Source organism: Luteimonas endophytica (assembly GCF_029887875.1).
GTDB lineage: Bacteria > Pseudomonadota > Gammaproteobacteria > Xanthomonadales > Xanthomonadaceae > Luteimonas > Luteimonas endophytica.
In genome coordinates, this window is sequence record NZ_JARXRM010000025.1 from 242792 (window position 1) to 261713 (window position 18922).

The following is an 18922-nucleotide window of genomic DNA, read 5'->3' on the forward strand; positions in this document are numbered from 1 at the left end:
AGGCGGCGGATGGCACGCGTTCTTGATGCTGCGCCGATCAGGGCGTTGATCGTCGAGGACAACCGCGACATCTGCGCCAACATCGCCGCGTACCTCGAAAAGCTCGGCTATGTGCTGGATTTCGCCCACGACGGCGTGACCGCGATGAACCTGGCGTTGGCCAATCCGTTCGACGTCATCGTGCTGGACCTGATGATCCCGAGGATGGACGGCCTGACCTTCTGCCAGAGGCTGCGGGCCGATGCCCAGATCGAAACCCCCGTCCTCATGCTGACGGCCAGGGACACGCTGGACGACAGGCTCAAGGGGTTCGACGCCGGAGCCGACGACTACCTGGTCAAGCCGTTCGCCCTGCAGGAGCTGCATGCGCGCCTGCGGGCCTTGTACAAGCGCAGCCACCGCAATGGCGACAACCTGTTGACGGTTGGCGACCTGACCTTGAACCGGTCCACGCTGCAGGTGCACCGGGCGGGGCGGCGGGTCGAGATCAACCCTGCCGGCATCAAGCTGCTCCGGCGGTTGATGGAAGAGTCCCCGGCCGTCGTGGATCGCGATGCGCTAGAAACGCTGCTGTGGGCCGACGAACGGCCGGATGGCGATGCGCTTCGTTCGCACATGTACAAGCTGCGGCAGGCGATCGACCGGCCGTTCGACAGACCGCTGCTCCACACCGTGCACCGCATCGGATACCGGATTGCGGAGGACGGCCAGTAGTGCCGCGGCACGGTCTGCGCAAGCGTGTCGAGGTCGCGTTCGCGCTGTGTGTGGTCGGGCTCAGCCTGGCCTGGGGGTTCGCGTTCTTCGGCGCAATCAGGCTCAGCGAAGACCGCGTGGTGGTCAACCAGCTGCAGCGCGCCGCCGAGAGCTATCCCGATCTCACGACGCCCCTTCGGGGCTACGACGACGCCGGGAGCCTGCCGGAACCACTGCGGGCATGGGCGCTCACGGATCCCGAGGAGGGCACGCACGAGTTCGTCGCCGAAGAGCTGTATGTGGCGGTGATCCCTGCCGACAATGCGCAGGGGCGCGCCTTCGTGGTGTTCGACGTCGCCGGGATCGAGGCGGCGTCCTCCGAGGACTGGTGGTGGCTGCTCGGCATTACCGCCGTCGTGGGCGTGCTCGGTGTGCTGGGTTTCGGGCTGGGCGTTCTGGTGATGCGCAGAGCGGTCGCCCCGGTGGTGCAGCTGGCCGAAACCGTCGCGGGGATCGACCTGGAACACCTCTCGGCCGGGGACCACAAGCTCATCGAGTCCAGCCGGTTCGGAAGCGACGAGGTGGGCGTCCTCGCCGGCGCCATCGAGACGACGCTCGAGCGTATCAGCGCATTCATGGCGCGAGAGCGTGACTTCACCGGTGCTGCCAGTCACGAGCTGCGCACGCCGATCACGGTGATCACAGGCGCGCTCGAGCTGCTGGAGCAGAGTGATCTGTCAGGTGAAGATGCGAGGGCGGTGGACCGGATCCGGCGTGCGACGCTGGAGATGAAGTCCACCATCGAAATGTTCCTGTGCATCGCTCGCGAAGCCGACGACGGGTTGTACGGCGAGCATTTTCTGGTGGCACCACTGGTGGGCCGGGCGATAGAGCAGCAGCGCTATCTGCTGGACGGCAAGTGCGTCGAAGTCGACGTTAAAAGTGTCGCGGCACCAGTCGTACACGGGCATCCACAGGCCTTCCTGATCGCGGTCAGCAACCTGGTGCGAAACGCGTTCGAACAGACTCCCGGCGGGCAGGGACCGGTCACGGTCCTCATCAAGGAGCACGAGCTGCTGGTCACCAATCGCTTGAGCGGCGACGATGATGGCCGGTGCCCGCCGGCCAGCGCCTCTTCTTCCAATGGAACTGGCCTGGGCCTTGGCATCGTCCAACGGCTGTGCGAACGCAACGGCTGGGTCTTCACGCTGCACGAGGACGAGGCGCGTGTGACCGCCTGTCTTTCCTGGTGAGCACGGCAGGCTGCTCTTTCGCACACAGCAGGTACTTTGCAAACGACGCGACCGAAGCGCGCGGCGCCCAGCCTGGGACGGCAAGCTGGTCTAAATCGTTCAACCAACCCCCGCACTTCCCCCACGCCGATCCGCGCGCTATGGTCGGTTCCGGGGAAAACCGTGATGGGGTCCGCATGGGACGCGGAAGGCGTGGCTTGCTGGATGAGTTGGCAGTCCTGCCGTGGCCGGTGGGGCTGGCGGTGGGCGTGCTCGGCTACCTGCTCATCCGCCACGGCATCCCGGCCTGGGCCGCGGGCCGACCGGGGCCGCTAGGACAGGCATTGGGCAGCACCGACGCGTTCGCGCCACTGGCGTGGATCGTGCTCGCCGCATGTGCGACGGCGTCGCTGTTCTCCTGGCTGGGCTCCCGACGCAAGCGCCGCCTGCTCGACGCGCAATCGGGGCTGGCCAGTATCGCCGCGCTCGGCTGGCGCGATTTCGAACGGCTGGTGGGCGAAGCCTTCCGCCGCCAGGGCTACACCGTGGAGGAAAGCGGCCTCGGCGGCGCCGACGGCGGCATCGACCTGATCCTGCGCAAGGACGGGCAGCGCACGCTGGTGCAATGCAAGCAATGGCAGCGCCGCAAGGTGCCGGTGAATGTGGTGCGCGAGATGTACGGGCTTCTAGCGCACCACGGAGCGCACGCCGTACAGATCGCTACCGTGGGCGGCTTCACATCCGACGCCGCACGCTTCGCGCAGGGCAGGCGGATCACGCTCATCGATGGCGAGACGCTTCTGGGCATGCTGCGTGCAGTGCAGGCGCGCAACGTGGAGCTGCCAACACGAATCGAACCCGTGATCCAATCGAATCAAACAGCTTCGCCGGCAGTGCCGGAGTGCCCGCGCTGTGGCGCACAGATGGTGGAACGCAGGAATCGCAGCAACGGCGATCTGTTCTGGGGGTGTGCGACCTATCCAGGTTGTAGGGGAACGCGTTGAAGTGAAAAATTGAGCCAATTCCTCGCGCTTCCGCGGAGACAGCACACCACATCAGCGACAGAATGAGACAGCGTAGGCTTTAGTCGAGAGGTCAATGTATGTGGTCGGATATAGAAACTCGCACCGATTACCTCAATTATCTGGAGCTGGCGGAAGTGGTTTCAGAAATCCTACTAGACCCCAGGATGCGACCGGTCTCAGTCGGCGTGTTCGGCACCTGGGGCACTGGCAAGTCAAGCCTCCTGAACTTGATAGAAAGCCAGATTCGCCGCGAGGCCCACGAAAAGGTGATCGTCATCAGATTCGACGCCTGGCTCTATCAGGGCTACGACGATGCGCGCGCCGCGTTAATGGAGGTCATTGCACAAGCGCTGTACGAGGCGGCCAAGGATGACGAAAGCCTACTTGACCTGGCAAAGCGGCTCCTAGCCCGGGTCAACACGCTTCGAACTCTTGGGCTTGGCATCGAACTCGTGGCGGCGTTCCACGGACTCCCCCTGCTCGGCGCTGCCTCACGTGCAGTCGAAGGTGTGAGAAATATCGTCAAGGGAGATCCTTCACCGAAAGACACCCAGGCAGTTGCGGATGGAGCAAAAGAAGCTTTCAAGCTGATCGACCCAGCTAATGCGCAAACACCGCCCAAAGAGATCGACGCATTCCGCCAGGAATTTGGCGAGCTTCTCGAAAAGCTAGGCAAGACCTTGGTGGTATTCGTCGACAACCTCGATCGCTGTCTCCCCACGCAAGCGATTCATACGCTTGAAGCGCTTCGGCTGTTCCTCTTCATGGAGGAATCTGCGTTTGTGGTTGCCGCAGACGAAGAAATGGTGCGCGACTCAGTGCGTAAGCACTTCGAGGGTGCAAGCGAGCGCCACATCACTGATTATCTGGATAAGCTAATTCAGGTTCCGGTTCGTGTGCCAAAGCTTGGTATCACCGAAATTCGGGCGTATCTATTCATGCTCTTCGCCGAGGCGTCCAGGATCGATTTGGGGAAGCAGGACAAGCTGAGGGTCGCGCTTGAAAAGAACCTTCGCCGTAGCTGGACCGATGCGCCAGTCAAGCTGGAGGAAGTGGCGAGCATTACCGGTGCTGACGAAAGTCTCGTCGCAAGTTTCGACACGGCAGACCGTATGGCGTCTATGCTCGCTACTTCGGGTGCCGTCCTCGGTAATCCGCGGATCATCAAGCGCCTGCTCAACATCGTGCGTCTCAGGGTCCGCATCGCAAGCCGTCGCGAAATGCCCATCAACGAGGGCATGATTGCGAAGTTCGCGATCTTCGAGCGCTGCGTGGATGCGGACGCGATTGGAAAGCTTTACGGACTGGTCAACGAAGCATCAGGGGGCAAGCCTCCGCTGATTGTTAAGCTCGAATCGATTGCAGATGACCCCGAGAAATTTGAGGCAGCATTGCCAAGTGAGTGGAAGGCGCAAGGCCCATTTCTGCGCGATTGGATGCAGTTGAAGCCCGCTTTGGGTGGAATTGATCTCCGACCACTGGTTTACCTTAGCAAAGAGACGACAGTGCTTCGATCCGTCGGAAGCGGCCTGTCGCAGGCCGCAGCGGAGGCGGTTCGCATCCTTGCAGGCGCCAAGACGCTGTCTTCACCCGCGGCCACCCAGGCAATCGCTGCCGTTCCGCCTAGCGAACTTGGCGCGGTGATGCGTGAGTTGGTGGCAGTGCTGGGAGAGCAAGCGGATTGGTCCAAGCGGCCAGATTCCTTTAATGGCTCGGTGATCTTGGCCGATGCGCACCCAGAAGTAGCAGGCCCACTTGTTGCGCTGATCAAAGCGGTACCTGGCAAGAAGGCGCTGTGGCTGACGACACTGCTGAAAGATCGAGCTTGGGCAAAGGGGATCGCCTGATGGGAACGTCAACTTCAAGTCGTGGTGCGAATGATCGCAGTCCATTAGTGCCGCCATGGGCAGATGTCGATGGCGCTGGACCCGGTCCGGAGCCAGACGAGCAACGTTTTCGCTCGTTTCGGACCCACCTCGGTAAGTTCGTCGGAAGCGGGGACGGGGATCAGCTCCGTAAGGCGCTGCGAAGTTATGCCAGCTCTTCGACTGGTGGCTCAACGGTGGGGCCGAGGCGCTTCGGTGCGGTCGCGCAGTCAGGCGCCGCCATGTTTGGAGCCCTTAATGACCTTCGGACAGGTTCGCTCAATGCGCCGGCCAATCTTCGAGCACTCGCTGGTCGGCCAACCCGAGAGGTCATCGATGCGCTCGTTGACGCATTCGTGCCCGAGAACGGGGACGCTGATCGCATCCGGGCGGCGCTGAATGATGCGCTATCGGAGTGTTTGGAGGGTGTCGAGGAGTTCGACTTCAGTAGCATCACCGATGAGGCTCTTGTGAATCTCATGGTGACCTACGTCTCGCTGTCTGTGTTCCAAGCGATCGTGCTTGATTCGGATCGGGCATTCGGTAAGGGTGCGACGCCAACGGCTGTCGAGAACGCTGAGCAGCAGTTGATGGAGCTTGTCAAAGTAGTGAGCGAGAAACACTTGGCGCCGCTCCTCGCAGGAAACGTCGGCGCGATTTCGCCAGCCCAGATGCAAACAGCGCAGATCGCCGCAATCCGGGAAGTCTGGAAGGAGTGGGAGGGCTACGAGTGATGAACACTGTCTATGTCCATCCAGAGCTGGACCAGCTACCTGGGGCAACCGAGACGCTTATCCCTATCCATCTCTACGGGAGTCGGCCCGATCAGGAGGGGAGGGCGGCGCTGGGATGGAGCATCTACGATGAGCTAACGAGGGTCCGCGCCCCGCTTCACCCTGTCGCCTTCGACTTCCTTTCAATCTCGTTAGCGGTGATCGCTGCCGACACTTTTGTCAGTCGTGATGATGCCGCCGATGGTTGGGCGCGCGAGATTGACCTTGTCGTTGCATTGGACAACCCTGGCACTTGGATGCCCGTGTTGCCTAAGCTCACGCGCGCATTGAATTTCCTCAGCGGCGACGTTTGGAGTCTAAGCGTCGAAGGCGGCGGCAACGCGCCTCCCACCTTCAACCGGCGCGTCCGTCGCAATATTGATCCGAGAGCATGCGATAGCGCGTGCCTATTTTCTGGTGGGCTTGATAGCGCGATTGGGGCGCTCGACTTGCGCGCAGATCGTCGCAATCCGTTTCTTGTGAGTCATGCCTACACCCGCGATGCTGCAAAACAAGAAGCGATTTTGCCGCAATTGGGTGCAGGTGCTGTCCGATTTGGTGTGCAGGCGAACCCGGTGGGCTGGCTCGATCACGGCAATGATGTGCAGATGCGAACGCGCAGCTTCAACTTCCTGGCCATGGGCGTGCTCATGGCGGCATCTCTCCTTCGGCCGAGTGTTGAGCGCACGATTCTGTTTGTTCCGGAGAATGGCCTGATCGCACTCAATCCACCGCTTACTCATCGCCGGATAGGCGCGTTGAGCACCCGCACAACTCACCCCTATTACATGCATATGATCTCCGAGGTGCTGGGTGAGGTGGGTCTGCCGATTGATCTAATAAATCCCTACGCGCACAAGACCAAGGGGGAGATGATGGCTGAGTGCCGCGACCAAGCGCGTCTCGCGACGATAGCGAATGGGACGGTATCGTGCGGTAAGTGGAAGCGGACCGGGAAGCAGTGCGGTCGCTGCGTGCCTTGTCTGATCCGCCGTGCCGCGTTTCATCGCGCGGGCATGGCTGATGGCACGCCTTATCAGGCGAAAGGGATCGATCTGCACCAGTTCTTCGAGCATGACAAGGATCCAGATGATCTGATGGCCATGCTCCTGGCCGCGCGACGGCTGGATACCATGGATGTCGACCGTTGGATCGCGATGACGGGCCCGATACCATTGGTCGCCGCGGACCGGGCGGGGAGGGTGAACGCTGCCCGCCGTGGCATGATGGAGGTGCGCGACTTCCTGCGTTCCGAAGCTCTTCTCTAATGTCGGTCCCCGCTGTTGACATGCACTGCCACCTCGACCTCTATCCCGAGCCGAGACAGCAAGCCGAAGCAATCGGCAAGAGTGGTTCGTATGTGCTTTCCGTAACGACTACGCCATCGGCGTGGCTCCAAACTCAGGCGCTGTCGGCGGACCACCCGCGGATCAAGACCGCGCTTGGACTCCATCCGCAGCTCGCGGCAGAGCGGCTTGGAGAGCTCTCGCTATTCGATCGACTGCTTCCCCAGGCGCGCTATGTCGGAGAGGTTGGGCTTGACGGCTCCGCCGAGTGCAAGCCCTTCTGGGGTGAGCAGGTGCGCGTGTTCGACCATGTGCTTGCGTCCTGTGCCCTGGCTGGTGGGCGTGTCCTCACAATCCATAGTCGTAATGCCGCGACGCAGGTGCTGGATGCGTTGCAGCACCATCACGGCTACGGCGTTGCCATCTTGCACTGGTTTTCCGGGACAAAGAAGGAGTTGCGGCGCGCTGTCGATATGGACTGCTGGTTCTCTGTTGGTGACGCGATGGCGAGAAGTAATAAGGGGCGTGAGCTGTTGGCATTGATACCGTCAAATCGAGTGCTGACGGAAACTGATGGCCCTTTCGTGACTCATCGCGGTTCTCCAATTTCGCCAGGCCACTGTGATCATGTGGTGTCGTTCTTGTCTGGGCAGTGGGGGCTTGATGAGCTAGCTACGCGCACGCTTATAGTGAGAAATTTCCGTCAGGTGATTTCTCTCTGATTGAAGCAATGGAGCGCAGAGCAATGGGGTCAGGTTCAATCTTGACCCGCAATAGCACAGAGATTGGGGTCAGAGTGCACTTTTGAGCATGTGGGTGTGACCACAAGCGGGCATTGCTACGTCGTGGCGCGGCGGCAAGAGCCTTGCCAGTGCCGACTAATGCGCTTACGCCGCTAGCCGTCGCGATACACCCTCCACCACGCTGCGAACCCGCTCCACTGTCGCGCCCTCTCCATGATGCGACATCTCCAGCTGCCGCAGCGCGCGGGTCATGCCGACATAAAGTACGCGTACCTGTTGTTGCTTGCGGTCCACATCATCGTCGGGGGTCGTCAGTTCGCAGATGCCGGGAATGAACACCGTGTCGAACTCCAGCCCCTTGCTTGAGTGCATGGTCATCACTTTGACCGAAGCTGGGCCGTTGAACATGGCGCGCCTCTGGTCGTCTGATGCCAGCAGCACGGTCAGGCCGCGCTTCTGCAGCTGCGTGGCGATCAGGGCGGCCAGCCGATTGGAGTGGCACAGCACGGCAAAGTCGTTGGGATTGGCACCGTTGGTGATCGCGTCCTGGATGCGGGCGGCGATGATGTCGGCCTCGGCCCAGATGTTGCGTGCTCGCCACAGTTCCGGCATCGGGCCGCGGCGGCCGGCGCTTTCTGGCACGACGACCGGCACGTGGTCGTCGTCGGCATCATGTCGCATCAGCACTTCTTCTGCGAAGGCCTTGGCGACCGCCAGCACTTCGAGGGTGTTGCGGTAGTTCAGGCGCAGAATGGTGGTGCGGCCCTGCGCCTGGATGCCGACGCTGGCGAAGGAGAACTTTCGCCGGGCGGCATTGCCGTACAGGCTCTGCGCGTCGTCGTAGAGCAGCAGCAGCGAATTGGTCTCGGGGTCCACCATCTGGGCGACGAGCCGCAGCCACTCTGGGTCGAAGTCGTGGCCCTCGTCGATCAGCACCGCACCGTATTGCGCGCGCGGGATGGCGTTGGATTCCACGCCGTCGATGACCGACTGCACGAGCATCTGTGCATACATATCGGCGCTCTTCTGGAAGGGCGGCATGGGCAGCCCGTAGGTCTTGAGTTGCTCGCGGCACCACTCGTGGAAGTTGTGCACGGCCACCCGGTCCTGCACGCCATGCCCCTGCATCAGGTGGTCGAGGTGGCTGGCCAGCGTTTTGTTGTAGCAGAGCACCAGCACTGGCTTGTGCTGCCGGCGGGCCAGTTCCACGCAGCGGTAGCCGAGAATCATCGTCTTGCCGGACCCGGCAACGCCGTGAATCACGCGATGCCCGTCGCCCAGCGAGCGGGCCAGCAGCTCCTGCTGTAGATCCATGACCCGAATGATGTCCGGAATCTCGACGGGTGCGGTGTTGGCCGGTACGGGCGTCTGCAGCAGGTCGCCTTGTACTTGGATGCGCAGCTGCGGAAACAAGTGCCAGCGCACGCGCTCGATCTGCGGCAGGCTGAGCAGGCAGGGAAAGGGCATCAGGAACATGTCCCAGAGCCGGGTCTGGAACCCTTCCGTGTCAACGCCCTCGGTCATCTCGTCGCGGCAGATCACGCTGCCGGGCGGCAGGAAGTGCTCCAGCTCCATCTGATCGAACTGGTTGCGGGTAATGTTGGGCAGCACCACGCCGAAGCCCCAAGGCATCAGCAGCTTGCCCGCGCGCCTGTTGCCGGGCGGATGGCACAGGGCCGGGTCGTCCTGCAGCAGCCGGACGATCTCCATCGCGTAGTCCCGCGCCTGGCGCAGGGGATTGGCTTGGGTCACGCGGCCGCGGTCGGTGTTGATGATGGCCCGGTCGCGGTCGAGCTCGGCCAGGGTGTCCGGCTTCCAGTCCTTGACCTCCAGCACCAGGAATCCGCGGGACGGGTGCAGGACGACGAAGTCAGGATGCCGGTAACGCGGGCCGATTGGCACGTCATACCAGCACAGGTACTCGTCATCGAGCTTGTCGTCCAGCCGCGAAGCAAAGCGGCGTTCCCCCGACGTCATGCGCGACAGGCAGGTGTTGCGGCTTGGAATCAGCGTGGCCATCGGATCCCCCAATCCATGGGTCGCTGGGGTTAAAGCTACCGCATAAGGTGCCGTGACGTCGAATAGATCTTCCGTAAGGATTCCAGCCGCGCGCACCCCTGCGAGGGGTCAAGAGGGCTGAAGGCTTAGGAGGCCCGAATGCCCTCACGGTCGCCACTGGGCGTAATCAGACAAAACGCATCCATTGGCGGTGTCCGCGTTCCACGGAGACGGCTCACGCAGCCCGCAACACCGGCGATCGATTCGTGGCCATCAGGAGCTATCGAGAAGCTCGGCGCTTTGCGCCAGATCCATCCCCAACAGCCTTCTCGAATCGTCTGACGAAGGACACTAGGTCCTGATTGCAGGCCAGGCAGTATTCCCGCAGCTGCAGCAGATCCAGCCTTCGTCCCCCACGCTCGACGTCGCTGACGTAGGACTGGGATCGGTCCAGAAGCGCCGCCAGCTCGGCCTGCTTCAGCCCGGCCTTGCCGCGGATCTCGACCAGCATCTCCAGCAGCGTCTGATATTCAGGCTTGTGGATCGATTTTGGGGGCATTGCGGCGTCGAAAAATGCAGGCCGCACCTACCCTATATCTGGTTTTTCGGTATCCGAAAAACCGATACGTGATCGCGTATCTCTGGTTGTGCACGATTGGTCAGTGCGGAGGTTGGCCGCATCCGGCTGTGATCTCGTCCTCGAACCGGCGGACGAAGTCGACCACTTCCTGCTCGCAGGCCAGGCAGTACTCCCGCAGCTGCAGCAGATCCATTCTGCGGCGGCCGCGCTCGACGGAGCTGACGTAGGACTGCGGCCGCTGCAGCCGGCTGGCCATTTCCTTCTGCTTGAGTCCGGCGCTCTCCCGCATCTCGAACAACAGCCTGCGCAGGACCTTGTATTCGGGCTTGTAGATCGATTTGGCGCTCATTGTGGCTTCCCTGACGGATGGCCACACCCAACCTATATCTACTTTTCAAATATCCGAAAAGCAGATATGCTGGGTCCCAGGGCTTCTTCCAGCACCTGGGGGCAAGCCTATGCCCCTGCTGACGCTTCGGGGCGGCACGGGGAAGAACCAATGTCCGGGAGGAATCGCATGTTGAACGGCAGGAGAGCTGTTGTTTTAGGCGGTGTGGTGGGCTGGCGGTGCCGGAAGGAGATCCCCTCACCCGCGAAGGACGAGAGAACTGGCTCCGTTTCACTGTGCCTACGTGACTTGGGACAAACGCCACGCGTTCGACGAGGCACGCGAAGTCCTCCGGATCACCCGGAGCGCAGCCTGGCCCACAGCGTCCTGGCTGCAGCACTCCTGTCGCTCCTGCCGCTGTCGATCGCCGTAGCTCAGCAGACACCGGAGCCCGTAGGCGCAGATGAATCAGGCGGTCAGGACGCCGATGCCGGTGAGGTGCAAGGAGCGAGTCCGGCTCCGGACCTTCAACAGCATCAAGCCCCGTCCCAGCAGCCGACGCAGGCGCCGACCGCGACCGAGCTTGAGCAAATCACCGTCACCGGCACCCGCATCCGCGGCGGCACTTCGCCCTCGCCGGTGATCACCATCGGCAGCGAGCACATCCGCGAGGAGGGCTTCAGCGATCTGGGCGAGGTGATCCGCAGCGTGCCGCAGAATTCGGCAGGCGGGCAGAACCCTGGTGTGGCCACGGGGGCGACCTCCGGCGCTGGCGGCATCGCCAACCAGAACATCACCGGGGGTTCGGCGCTCAACCTGCGCGGGCTGGGGCCGGATGCGACGCTCACGCTGCTCAATGGCCGGCGCCTCTCCTACAGCGGGTTCTCCCAAGCGGTGGACATCAGTGCCATCCCGGTGGAGGCGGTGGATCGCATCGAGATCGTCACCGATGGCGCGTCGGCCATCTACGGATCGGATGCCGTGGGCGGCGTGGGCAACATCATCCTCAAGCGGGAGTTCGACGGTGTGTCGGTCGGGATGCGCCATGGGGCTGCCACCGGTGGCGGACTGGCAACGCGCGAATACAGCGCCACCGCCGGCCACGCGTGGCAAACCGGCGGTCTGATTGCAACGGTCAAGGATGTCTCCACCGACCCGATCCATGCGGCCGAGCGCGGTTACACCGCCTTTCTGCGGGACCCGACCACCATCCATCCGGGCAGCGACCTGCGGAGCGCGCTGCTGAGCGCATCCCAGTCGATCGGCGAGGCTGGCGAGGTGCGCGTGGACATGCTCAGGACCCGCCGCGACCAGCTCTACTACTACTACTTCCCGGGCGACCCAGGCGTCTACAACAGGATTGCGCCGAAGACCACCAGTTCGGTGGCCTCCGCCACGCTCGACCTCTTCGCGGGTGATGACTGGACGCTTTCCGCGGGCGCCACCTGGGGCAAGGACGAACACCTGCAGTCGCATACCCGCGTGCAGGCGGACACGGGGGAGTCGCAGCCGTATATCCAGGCGTGCTGGGGCTGCAACACCACGCGTGCCTATGACATCGGCGCCGAGGGGCCGCTGTTCGCGCTCCCGGGGGGTGACGCGCGGCTGGCGGCCGGCATCGGCTACCGGGAGAACGTGTACCGACAGCTCGATCATCTGGCCGGCACGGTCACGGTGGATGGCCGCGAAGGAAGTCGCTATGCCTACGCCGAGGCGGAGCTGCCTCTGGTCGGGCCCGAAACCGGCCTGCGCGGTGTGCGCCGGCTCACGGCGACGGCGGCGGTGCGCAGCGAGGACTATGACAGCTTCGGCAGCGTCACCACGCCCAAACTGGGGCTCGTGTACGCGCCCGGTGCGGATGTGACCTTGAAGGCCTCTTGGGGCAGGTCGTTCAAGGCGCCCACGCTGTACCAGCGGTTCTACGTGGCTCAGGCATCGCTGGACCCTGCGTACGTGTACGGCGGCTCCGTCGGTGACACGGTGATCGTGATGGGTGGCGGCAATCCTGACCTGGGGCCGGAGCGCGCAACGACCTGGTCGGCAACCCTGGCACTCCACCCGCGGTCGATGGACACGCTCGATGCACAGCTGACGGTATTCGACGTCGACTACACCGAGCGCGTGGTGCAGCCGATCACCGACTATTTCACCGCCTTGACCAATCCCGACTACGCGCAGTTCATCCACTACAGCCCCACCGAGGACGAGCAGGCCGCGGTCATCGCCCGCTATCCGAACTTCATGAACTACTCGGGCGCGCCGTACGACCCGGCCAGGGTGGTGGCGCTCATGTACGCGAACTACGTGAATGTCGCCCGGCAGCGGATCAGGGGCATCGATCTGTCCGGGTCGTTCGGCTTCGACCTGTACGGGGGAACAGCCACGCTGCGGGCCTCGTCGAGCTGGATCGACAGCAGGCAGCAGAACACGCCCGCGCAGGACGCCTACGACCTGTCGGGCTTGGTCTACAACCCGGCCCGGCTGAGGGCGCGGGCCGGTGCGGCGTGGTCGCGCAGCGGGTGGGGTGCGTCGGTGTTCGCCAACTACGTGTCGGGCGTGGAGAACGTACTGGACGGCAGGACGACCGCCTCGTTCACCACGCTGGATACCACGGTGCGCTATCGCACCTCGCCGGAGCAGGGGCGGCCACCGCAGTGGGAACTCGCGCTCAGCGCCCAGAACCTGTTGGACCGCGCGCCGCCCCTGCACCAGGTCGGCTCCCCCACCCACGTGCCGTATGACTCGACCAACTATTCGGCGGTCGGTCGCTTTGTGGCCGTGTCGGTATCCGCGACCTGGTGAGCGGGCCCGTTGCAGTACGGCGCCAGTGTTGCAGGCGCTCGCCTTCAAGCCTGACAGACGAACGAATGGAACTCGCATGATCCGAAGAATGGCCCTGGGCGCCGCGTCGTGCCTGCTGTGCTGCCTTGCGTATGGCCAGACTGTGTCGCCTCGTGCCCTTGTGGAAGTGGTGGACATCGCCAATCCCGTGGTGTCGCCCGATGGAAGCGCCGTGGCCTATCGCACCGAAAAGGCCTCGATCGTGCGCAACACCTACGACACGGTCTGGTACGTGCAGGGGCTGGCCGCCACCGGGCCGCCGCGCCCGGTGGCCGACGGCGGTGTGCCGTTGCGCGACAGCGCGGGAGACTCCTTGCCCGCGCTGCCGGTCTGGTCGCCGGATGGGCGTTGGATCTACTACCGTGCGCTGGTGGATGGCAGGGTTGATGTCTGGCGTGCCGCGACCGATGGATCGGGCTCGGAGGCCGTGACGGCCGATCCCGCGGATGTGCGCGAGTTCCGGCTTGAGGACGAGGGGCGCCGCCTGGTCTATGCGGTCGGTGCGACACGGGAGGAGATTGCCCGTGCGGAACAGGACGAGTACGACGGCGGCATCCGCGTGACCGCCACCACGCCCGTGGGGCAGAACCTGTTCCGCTCCGGCAACACGTCGGGCCGTCTCGCCACGCAACGCCTGGGGGCCTGGTTCACGCGCGTGCCCTTGCTGTCCGAGGTACCCGAACGTTGGCGGGCGATCGATCTCGCGACGGGGCGGACGCTTGAGGTTTCGCCCCCGGAACCACGAGACACGCCGCCTGCGCAACTACGCTTTCAGGGGGAAGACCTCGAGACGCTTCGCGTATCCCGCGACGCGCCGGGCAGGCGGCTCGCCGTTCTCGCGCGCGTGGGTGACAGGGACCCGGACATCATCGGGCATTCGGAGGCCGGGTTGTTCGTCCTGTCCGGGGATGGGAGGACCCCATCGATCCGCTGTACGGACGTGGCATGCAGCGGGCGGCCGATCACCAGCCTCCAGTGGAGGCCCCAGCACTCCGAACTGCTGTTCACCACGACCGATCGTGATGAAGGCTTGGCCCAAGCGATCTTCAGATGGGACGTGAAGAGCGGGAGCGTGGGCAGGGTGGTTGCGTGGGACGGGCAGCTCAATGGCGGTGCGCGCTGGGCGCCAAGCGACTGCGGCGTCTCGGCTACGGCGCTGGTCTGCGTCACGGCCAGCGCGGGCCAGCCGCCCCGGCTGGAGCTCATCCATCTGGATACGGGGGACCGCCGCGTCCTGTTCGATCCGAACGATCGCTTGGCGCAGGACGTGGCGGCTGCCACGCGCGTCAGGCTGCTCAAGTGGGAGGACGCGGAAGGGAACCGCTTCACGGGCAGGTACTACGCGCCCCTATCCGGCAGCAAGCCTGCGCCACTCTTCGTCACCTACTACCACTGTCCGGGCTTCGTGCGGGGCGGGGTGGGCGATGAGTGGCCGCTGGCCACGTTTCCGCAGTACGGCATTGCCGCGCTGTGCATCAACGCGCCCCCGCTGCGCAGGGACGCGACGGCGCGCTACGGCATGGCGGTGTCATCCATCAGGAGCGTGGTTGCCATGCTGGCATCGACGGGGGAGGTGGACCCCTCCCGGGTGGGCATGGGCGGGCTCAGCTTCGGCACAGAGGCGACGCTGTGGACCGTCGTGCATTCGGACCTGGTCGCGGCAGCGTCCGTGAGTTCTTCCGGCATCTCCGTTCTTTACCACACCCTGGGCAGCCTGAGAGGCGAAGATTTTCTGTCTACCTTTCGTGACCTATGGCAGGCGGGCGGGTACGGCGAGAGTCCCGAACGTTGGAAAATCCTGTCGCCGGCCCTCAACCTGCACCGGATTCGCGCACCGATCCTGATGCAACTGCCCGAACAGGAGTACACCCACTCGCTGGACTACGCTATCCCGCTTGTCGCGAGTCGGCGGGCAGATCTTTACGTTTTCCCGCACGAACCCCACCTGAAGTTTCAGCCACGGCACAAGCTGGCGATCTATCTCCGCAATCTCGACTGGTTCCGTTTCTGGCTGCAAGGGGAAGAGGACCCTGCGGCGGCCAAGCGTGAGCAGTACATGCATTGGCGCGAGATGCGTGCGTCCCTTGCCGCCGGCACTGCCGGTGAGGCAGCACCCGAGGTGCCCTATCCCTGATGGCGAACCCAGTTTTCCACCATGGCCAGGTCGAACATCCGCAGGAACGTCTTGTCCCGAGGCAGTAGGGGGCGCTCCACGAAGGCGGCCACGGCCTCGGGGTCGACCAGGCCCCGTGCCTGCAGCTCCCCCTCAATCAGCATGTTCCGCATGGCATGCTTCTGCCGTTGGTAGATGCCGCCGATGTAGTGGGTGAAGTTGCCCTTGCTCCGCCGGCGCGCAACGGCTTCTGGAAGCACGTCGGAGAATGCATTGCGCGCGATGGCGCGGTTGCGGCCGCCCAGCAGCCACATCCATGAAGGAACACGCAAGCATTCCTCCATGACCGGCTGCGACAGCAGTGGAAGGCGCAGCGCGAACCGATACCGTCTTGGCGCTCCGTCCCTGAAGACTTGGGTGCCCGCCAGGTCGATGATGCGTTCCCTGTCCCCAGGCAAAGTCTCGGGTGGCAGTTGCCACCATGGGTGTTCTTCAACCGCCATGGTCTCCAGGCTGGGGCGAAGCAGGGAGGTGTCGGGTTTGCGAGGCGCTCTTGTCGGGTGCACTAGCTTCCGGACCGAAAGGCCGGCGGCTTTCCAGAAGGTGCATCGGTGGATCTCCGAAAGACTCATCATGGTGGAGAGCCCACGGCGAATGCCGAGCTCCTTGACCGCATCCGCGGCGGGGGATGCGCTGGCGAGCGAGCCGAAGACGGTGTCGCCACCGCCGCCAGAGTAGAGGCTGCTCACACCCGCGGCGGTGGCGGCATCCACTACGATGCGGTCGATCGCGTGCTGGAAGGCGGTCACCGCCGGGACAGGGAGATCCCCGGGCGGCTTGCTCTCGAAATCCGCGGCATCGAAGGACAGGATCTGATCGTTCAGGGGGACGCCGAGGCCTGCGGCAATGAGGCCTGCGTATCGCCGTTCGTCGGCGCCAGGCACCGGGGTAACGAGCGTCAGGCACGAGACATCTGCGCCTGTGCCCCTTAGGCATGCGCCGACGATGGTCGAGTCGAGGCCACCGGAGGCCTCCAGCAGAATGGAGCGGTCCGTATCCGCCAAGGCTTGGGTCACCCCTTCGACTGTACTGCGGACCGACGTCGCCGCCTCTTCCGGACTGACGTGTCGCTCGTCAGTGCGCACGTAGTGCCAGGGAAACCACACCGGTGAAACGGAGGCCTTGCGGCTCCTCACGTGCAAAGCGCATCCCGGCAGCAGCTCCTCGATGCCCTGCAAGCCGGTTGCGCGGGTCTTCGCATGTGGGTACTGCAGGTAATGCGCGATGAAGTCCCAGTTGATCCGACGCTGGTGGATTCCGGAGCGCGTTGCCAACGAGAGGTCCGAAGTGACGAACCTGCCGTCGGTCGAAAAAACACAGGGCACGGCTCCGGATGGATCGCGTACTACGGTGGTTTTCCCCTCCCCACCCTGCCCGGGCAGTAGCAGAACGTACTCACCCCAGTAGTGTTCCAGGATGAAGCTGGTCAGCTCATGTCCTGACAGGTGCGACGGGATGCCGTCCGCGAACCGCAGGGGCTGGAACCGGCGATTGAAAACATGGCCGAGGAGCACGCCTCCAGAGGGGAGATCAAGCGTCGGTGTTTGCATGGACGTGAAGACGCTGATGCCATCCAGGGTCAGGGTGCGGTGCAGGCCCAGGCCGCGCAGCGCAGCGCGAAACACGTCTGACGACGGATCGGCGTCGCTTGGTCCATCAGCGGCCAGGATGGCCAGGTATCGAACTGTCATGGGATCACCTTGATCGGGGTATACATGCAGGCGTCTCCGACCGTCTCGTTCAACAAGAGGTCCCTTGCCTGTACCCAGCAGTGCGCCTCGAACGGATCGCAGGTGACGCCCATGACGATGCTTGCATGCAGACCCCTGTGCGCCAAAAAACTAAGCAGTGCAATGCTGTCCAGAAGACACACGGTCTCCACCGGAACGAAGGGTCGTATCCGATTGAACACGGCGGCAGTGGCTAGCAGTCGGCGTTCCGTTGCCTCGCCGTGCGCGGCATCTTTCAACGCCGAATCCTCCACGTGCCTGGCGACGAGGTGATCTAGGACATCCCTCAGGGGGCGCGTCCTCAGCCGCCAGTAGGTCGACGCCACGATCGTGCCGACCTCAAGTAGGGCGCCGACCGAGAAGAAGCCAGCAACGCTAGCCATTTCAAGGGCGCTTCGCATGGGCGGTTCCGCAAAGGTCTGCGTGCGCCGAAGCGATGAGCTAGGCGCGTTCTCCAGTAACCCGCATTCCAGCAGTCCGCGCAGCGCGGACGTCGCGCACTCGCCGGTGGTCATATGGGTTAGAAAGGTAGTCTCGAGAGGGGCGGGAAGGCGAAAGTATCTGTCGCCATCCACGTCGAGAAAGATGGCATGGCCATCGATCAGGCAGTAGGACAGGCTGCTGCGAAGCCGTAGAGATGTTGCTGTATCCATGGGAGCAGAAGGCGCACCTTTCGGTGCGCCTTGTCGCTCACTCGGCGGAGATGCCGGTGGGCTGAGCTCCCATTCCCTCGACCGGCGGAATGAGCGGGCCCTTGGTCTCGATGCTGGCGGCGCCGAGCTCGATGATGTCGTCCTGCATTTCCGGACGCGGGGTGTTGTCGTTGCTGTTGTTCATCTCCGTCTCCTGCAGTTGCGTCATGGGCTCCATGACGGCTTCAGCGTAGGAGGTGGATTTCCTGATCTTCAAATGATCTTCTGCTGATCATTGCTTGATCATCTGCAACTGTGACGCCAGTGCGGATACCCCGGGCGGGCACGCCGCCCGCGGCTATTGCCGGTGCTCGTGCTGCCGCTTGAGCGTCACCGTGATGCACGGGACCAGCTGCTTGCGGCGCTCGTGGTAGTCGTGCAATGCCGACCGCAGGCTGGGGAGATCGCGCTGCTGCCAATGCCGGTTCAGCGCGGCGAGCTCCTCGAATGCATCATCGACCAGGCCCGGCTTGGCCCGTCGGATCGGCGCGAGCTGATCGTTCGTACGCCTCACGGCCGGGTAGAGAAAGGTGTGACCAGTAGCATGGGCGATGGCGTCGAACAGTTGCCAGGTCGCCTCGACCAGGTCGCCGTCGTTCGAGGGGAGCTGGGGTTGTCTGACGCCACCCGGGGCCCTGGCGGCGATCCCGACATCGCACGCCATCAGCAGCAGGCGCTGCATCCAGTCATAGGCATCGCGCAGTTCGATCTCGACCGGTAGCGGAAGGTATACGCCGCCCCGGGCGTGGTGCTCGAGCAGGCCTTCGCCGACGAGGCGCTCCAGCGCGAGGCGCGCCGGCATGAGGCTGGTGCTGAACTCGGCGGCCAGCGAGGCCGGATCGATCCGGTCGCCGGGCAGGTAGCGCCCTGATCGCAGTGCCCGCCGGATCTGGTCCTGCAGCTGCACGCTCTTGGTGTGGAATGCGCTCATGGCGGAACTCCATATCCGCGAATGGCCGTGTT

At 63.7% G+C, this 18922-nt stretch carries 16 protein-coding genes; 9 read left to right on the forward strand and 7 right to left on the reverse strand.

Going from position 1 to position 18922, the window contains the following annotated elements:
• Nucleotides 1–36: 36 nt before the first annotated feature.
• The 7 genes from QFW77_RS06770 to qatD all read left to right on the forward strand — a co-directional run bounded on the left by QFW77_RS06770 (nucleotide 37) and on the right by qatD (nucleotide 7596).
• Nucleotides 37–714, forward strand: coding sequence for a response regulator transcription factor (locus QFW77_RS06770; protein ID WP_280573690.1), 678 nt, complete (start codon nucleotides 37–39; stop codon nucleotides 712–714).
• Complete coding sequence (locus QFW77_RS06775) at nucleotides 714–1946, forward strand: sensor histidine kinase (RefSeq protein ID WP_280573664.1); 1233 nt, start codon at nucleotides 714–716, stop codon at nucleotides 1944–1946. Before QFW77_RS06770 ends, QFW77_RS06775 begins: the two co-directional genes overlap by 1 nt.
• Nucleotides 1947–2122: 176 nt before the next feature.
• Nucleotides 2123–2929, forward strand: coding sequence for a restriction endonuclease (locus QFW77_RS06780; RefSeq protein ID WP_280573691.1), 807 nt, complete (start codon nucleotides 2123–2125; stop codon nucleotides 2927–2929).
• A gap of 98 nt (nucleotides 2930–3027) precedes the next feature.
• Nucleotides 3028–4797: a KAP family P-loop NTPase fold protein gene (locus tag QFW77_RS06785; RefSeq protein ID WP_280573666.1), complete on the forward strand. Its 1770-nt coding sequence runs from the start codon at nucleotides 3028–3030 to the stop codon at nucleotides 4795–4797.
• Nucleotides 4797–5549 carry a Qat anti-phage system associated protein QatB gene (locus tag QFW77_RS06790; protein ID WP_507185093.1) on the forward strand — a complete coding sequence of 251 codons (753 nt, stop codon included), beginning with the start codon at nucleotides 4797–4799 and terminating at the stop codon, nucleotides 5547–5549. The genes QFW77_RS06785 and QFW77_RS06790 overlap by 1 nt, the downstream gene beginning before the upstream one ends.
• Entirely contained in the window at nucleotides 5549–6856 is a 1308-nt protein-coding gene (gene qatC / locus QFW77_RS06795) for a Qat anti-phage system QueC-like protein QatC (RefSeq protein ID WP_280573668.1), read from the forward strand. Before QFW77_RS06790 ends, qatC begins: the two co-directional genes overlap by 1 nt.
• Before the next feature lie 20 nt (nucleotides 6857–6876).
• Complete coding sequence (gene qatD / locus QFW77_RS06800) at nucleotides 6877–7596, forward strand: Qat anti-phage system TatD family nuclease QatD (protein WP_280573669.1); 720 nt, start codon at nucleotides 6877–6879, stop codon at nucleotides 7594–7596.
• A 165-nt stretch (nucleotides 7597–7761) separates the two neighbouring features.
• Here the strand turns inward: qatD and QFW77_RS06805 are convergent, their stop codons facing one another.
• The 3 genes from QFW77_RS06805 to QFW77_RS06815 all read right to left on the reverse strand — a co-directional run bounded on the left by QFW77_RS06805 (nucleotide 7762) and on the right by QFW77_RS06815 (nucleotide 10544).
• Complete coding sequence (locus tag QFW77_RS06805) at nucleotides 7762–9636, reverse strand: DEAD/DEAH box helicase (RefSeq protein ID WP_280573670.1); 1875 nt, start codon at nucleotides 9634–9636, stop codon at nucleotides 7762–7764.
• Nucleotides 9637–9895: 259 nt separating this feature from the next.
• Nucleotides 9896–10174 carry a helix-turn-helix domain-containing protein gene (locus QFW77_RS06810; RefSeq protein WP_280573671.1) on the reverse strand — a complete coding sequence of 93 codons (279 nt, stop codon included), beginning with the start codon at nucleotides 10172–10174 and terminating at the stop codon, nucleotides 9896–9898.
• Between the two features lie 100 nt (nucleotides 10175–10274).
• On the reverse strand, nucleotides 10275–10544 hold the full coding sequence (locus tag QFW77_RS06815) for a helix-turn-helix domain-containing protein (RefSeq protein WP_280573672.1): 270 nt from the start codon (nucleotides 10542–10544) through the stop codon (nucleotides 10275–10277).
• Nucleotides 10545–10712: 168 nt separating this feature from the next.
• Between QFW77_RS06815 and QFW77_RS06820 the strand changes: the two genes are divergently transcribed.
• On the forward strand, nucleotides 10713–13325 hold the full coding sequence (locus tag QFW77_RS06820) for a TonB-dependent receptor plug domain-containing protein (protein ID WP_280573673.1): 2613 nt from the start codon (nucleotides 10713–10715) through the stop codon (nucleotides 13323–13325).
• Nucleotides 13326–13413: 88 nt separating this feature from the next.
• Nucleotides 13414–15498 carry an Atxe2 family lasso peptide isopeptidase gene (locus QFW77_RS06825; protein ID WP_280573675.1) on the forward strand — a complete coding sequence of 695 codons (2085 nt, stop codon included), beginning with the start codon at nucleotides 13414–13416 and terminating at the stop codon, nucleotides 15496–15498.
• On the opposite strand, the gene QFW77_RS06830 is transcribed toward QFW77_RS06825, so the two are convergent.
• From QFW77_RS06830 to QFW77_RS06845, 4 genes are all read right to left on the reverse strand, one after another.
• Entirely contained in the window at nucleotides 15489–17228 is a 1740-nt protein-coding gene (locus QFW77_RS06830; RefSeq protein WP_280573676.1) for an asparagine synthase-related protein, read from the reverse strand. The genes QFW77_RS06825 and QFW77_RS06830 overlap by 10 nt on opposite strands.
• On the reverse strand, nucleotides 17225–17920 hold the full coding sequence (locus QFW77_RS06835) for a lasso peptide biosynthesis B2 protein (RefSeq protein ID WP_280573677.1): 696 nt from the start codon (nucleotides 17918–17920) through the stop codon (nucleotides 17225–17227). Before QFW77_RS06835 ends, QFW77_RS06830 begins: the two co-directional genes overlap by 4 nt.
• Nucleotides 17921–17957: 37 nt before the next feature.
• Nucleotides 17958–18104 (reverse strand): benenodin family lasso peptide, encoded by a 147-nt coding sequence (locus QFW77_RS06840; protein ID WP_280573678.1) that lies wholly within the window; start codon nucleotides 18102–18104, stop codon nucleotides 17958–17960.
• Nucleotides 18105–18257: 153 nt separating this feature from the next.
• The gene (locus QFW77_RS06845; RefSeq protein ID WP_280572726.1) at nucleotides 18258–18890 is read right to left on the reverse strand and encodes a GntR family transcriptional regulator; all 633 of its coding nucleotides are present in this window, start codon (nucleotides 18888–18890) and stop codon (nucleotides 18258–18260) included.
• Nucleotides 18891–18922 lie beyond the last annotated feature (32 nt).

Coding starts and splice junctions, on each gene's coding strand:
- QFW77_RS06780 (WP_280573691.1), top strand. CDS start 2,123: ATGGGACGCGGAAGGCGTGGCTTGCTGGATGAGTTGGCAGTCCTGCCG.
- QFW77_RS06785 (WP_280573666.1), top strand. CDS start 3,028: ATGTGGTCGGATATAGAAACTCGCACCGATTACCTCAATTATCTGGAG.
- QFW77_RS06790 (WP_507185093.1), top strand. CDS start 4,797: ATGGGAACGTCAACTTCAAGTCGTGGTGCGAATGATCGCAGTCCATTA.
- qatC (WP_280573668.1), top strand. CDS start 5,549: ATGAACACTGTCTATGTCCATCCAGAGCTGGACCAGCTACCTGGGGCA.
- qatD (WP_280573669.1), top strand. CDS start 6,877: ATGCACTGCCACCTCGACCTCTATCCCGAGCCGAGACAGCAAGCCGAA.
- QFW77_RS06805 (WP_280573670.1), bottom strand. CDS start 9,636: ATGGCCACGCTGATTCCAAGCCGCAACACCTGCCTGTCGCGCATGACG.
- QFW77_RS06810 (WP_280573671.1), bottom strand. CDS start 10,174: ATGCCCCCAAAATCGATCCACAAGCCTGAATATCAGACGCTGCTGGAG.
- QFW77_RS06815 (WP_280573672.1), bottom strand. CDS start 10,544: ATGAGCGCCAAATCGATCTACAAGCCCGAATACAAGGTCCTGCGCAGG.
- QFW77_RS06820 (WP_280573673.1), top strand. CDS start 10,713: ATGTTGAACGGCAGGAGAGCTGTTGTTTTAGGCGGTGTGGTGGGCTGG.
- QFW77_RS06825 (WP_280573675.1), top strand. CDS start 13,414: ATGGCCCTGGGCGCCGCGTCGTGCCTGCTGTGCTGCCTTGCGTATGGC.
- QFW77_RS06830 (WP_280573676.1), bottom strand. CDS start 17,228: ATGACAGTTCGATACCTGGCCATCCTGGCCGCTGATGGACCAAGCGAC.
- QFW77_RS06835 (WP_280573677.1), bottom strand. CDS start 17,920: ATGGATACAGCAACATCTCTACGGCTTCGCAGCAGCCTGTCCTACTGC.
- QFW77_RS06840 (WP_280573678.1), bottom strand. CDS start 18,104: ATGAACAACAGCAACGACAACACCCCGCGTCCGGAAATGCAGGACGAC.
- QFW77_RS06845 (WP_280572726.1), bottom strand. CDS start 18,890: ATGAGCGCATTCCACACCAAGAGCGTGCAGCTGCAGGACCAGATCCGG.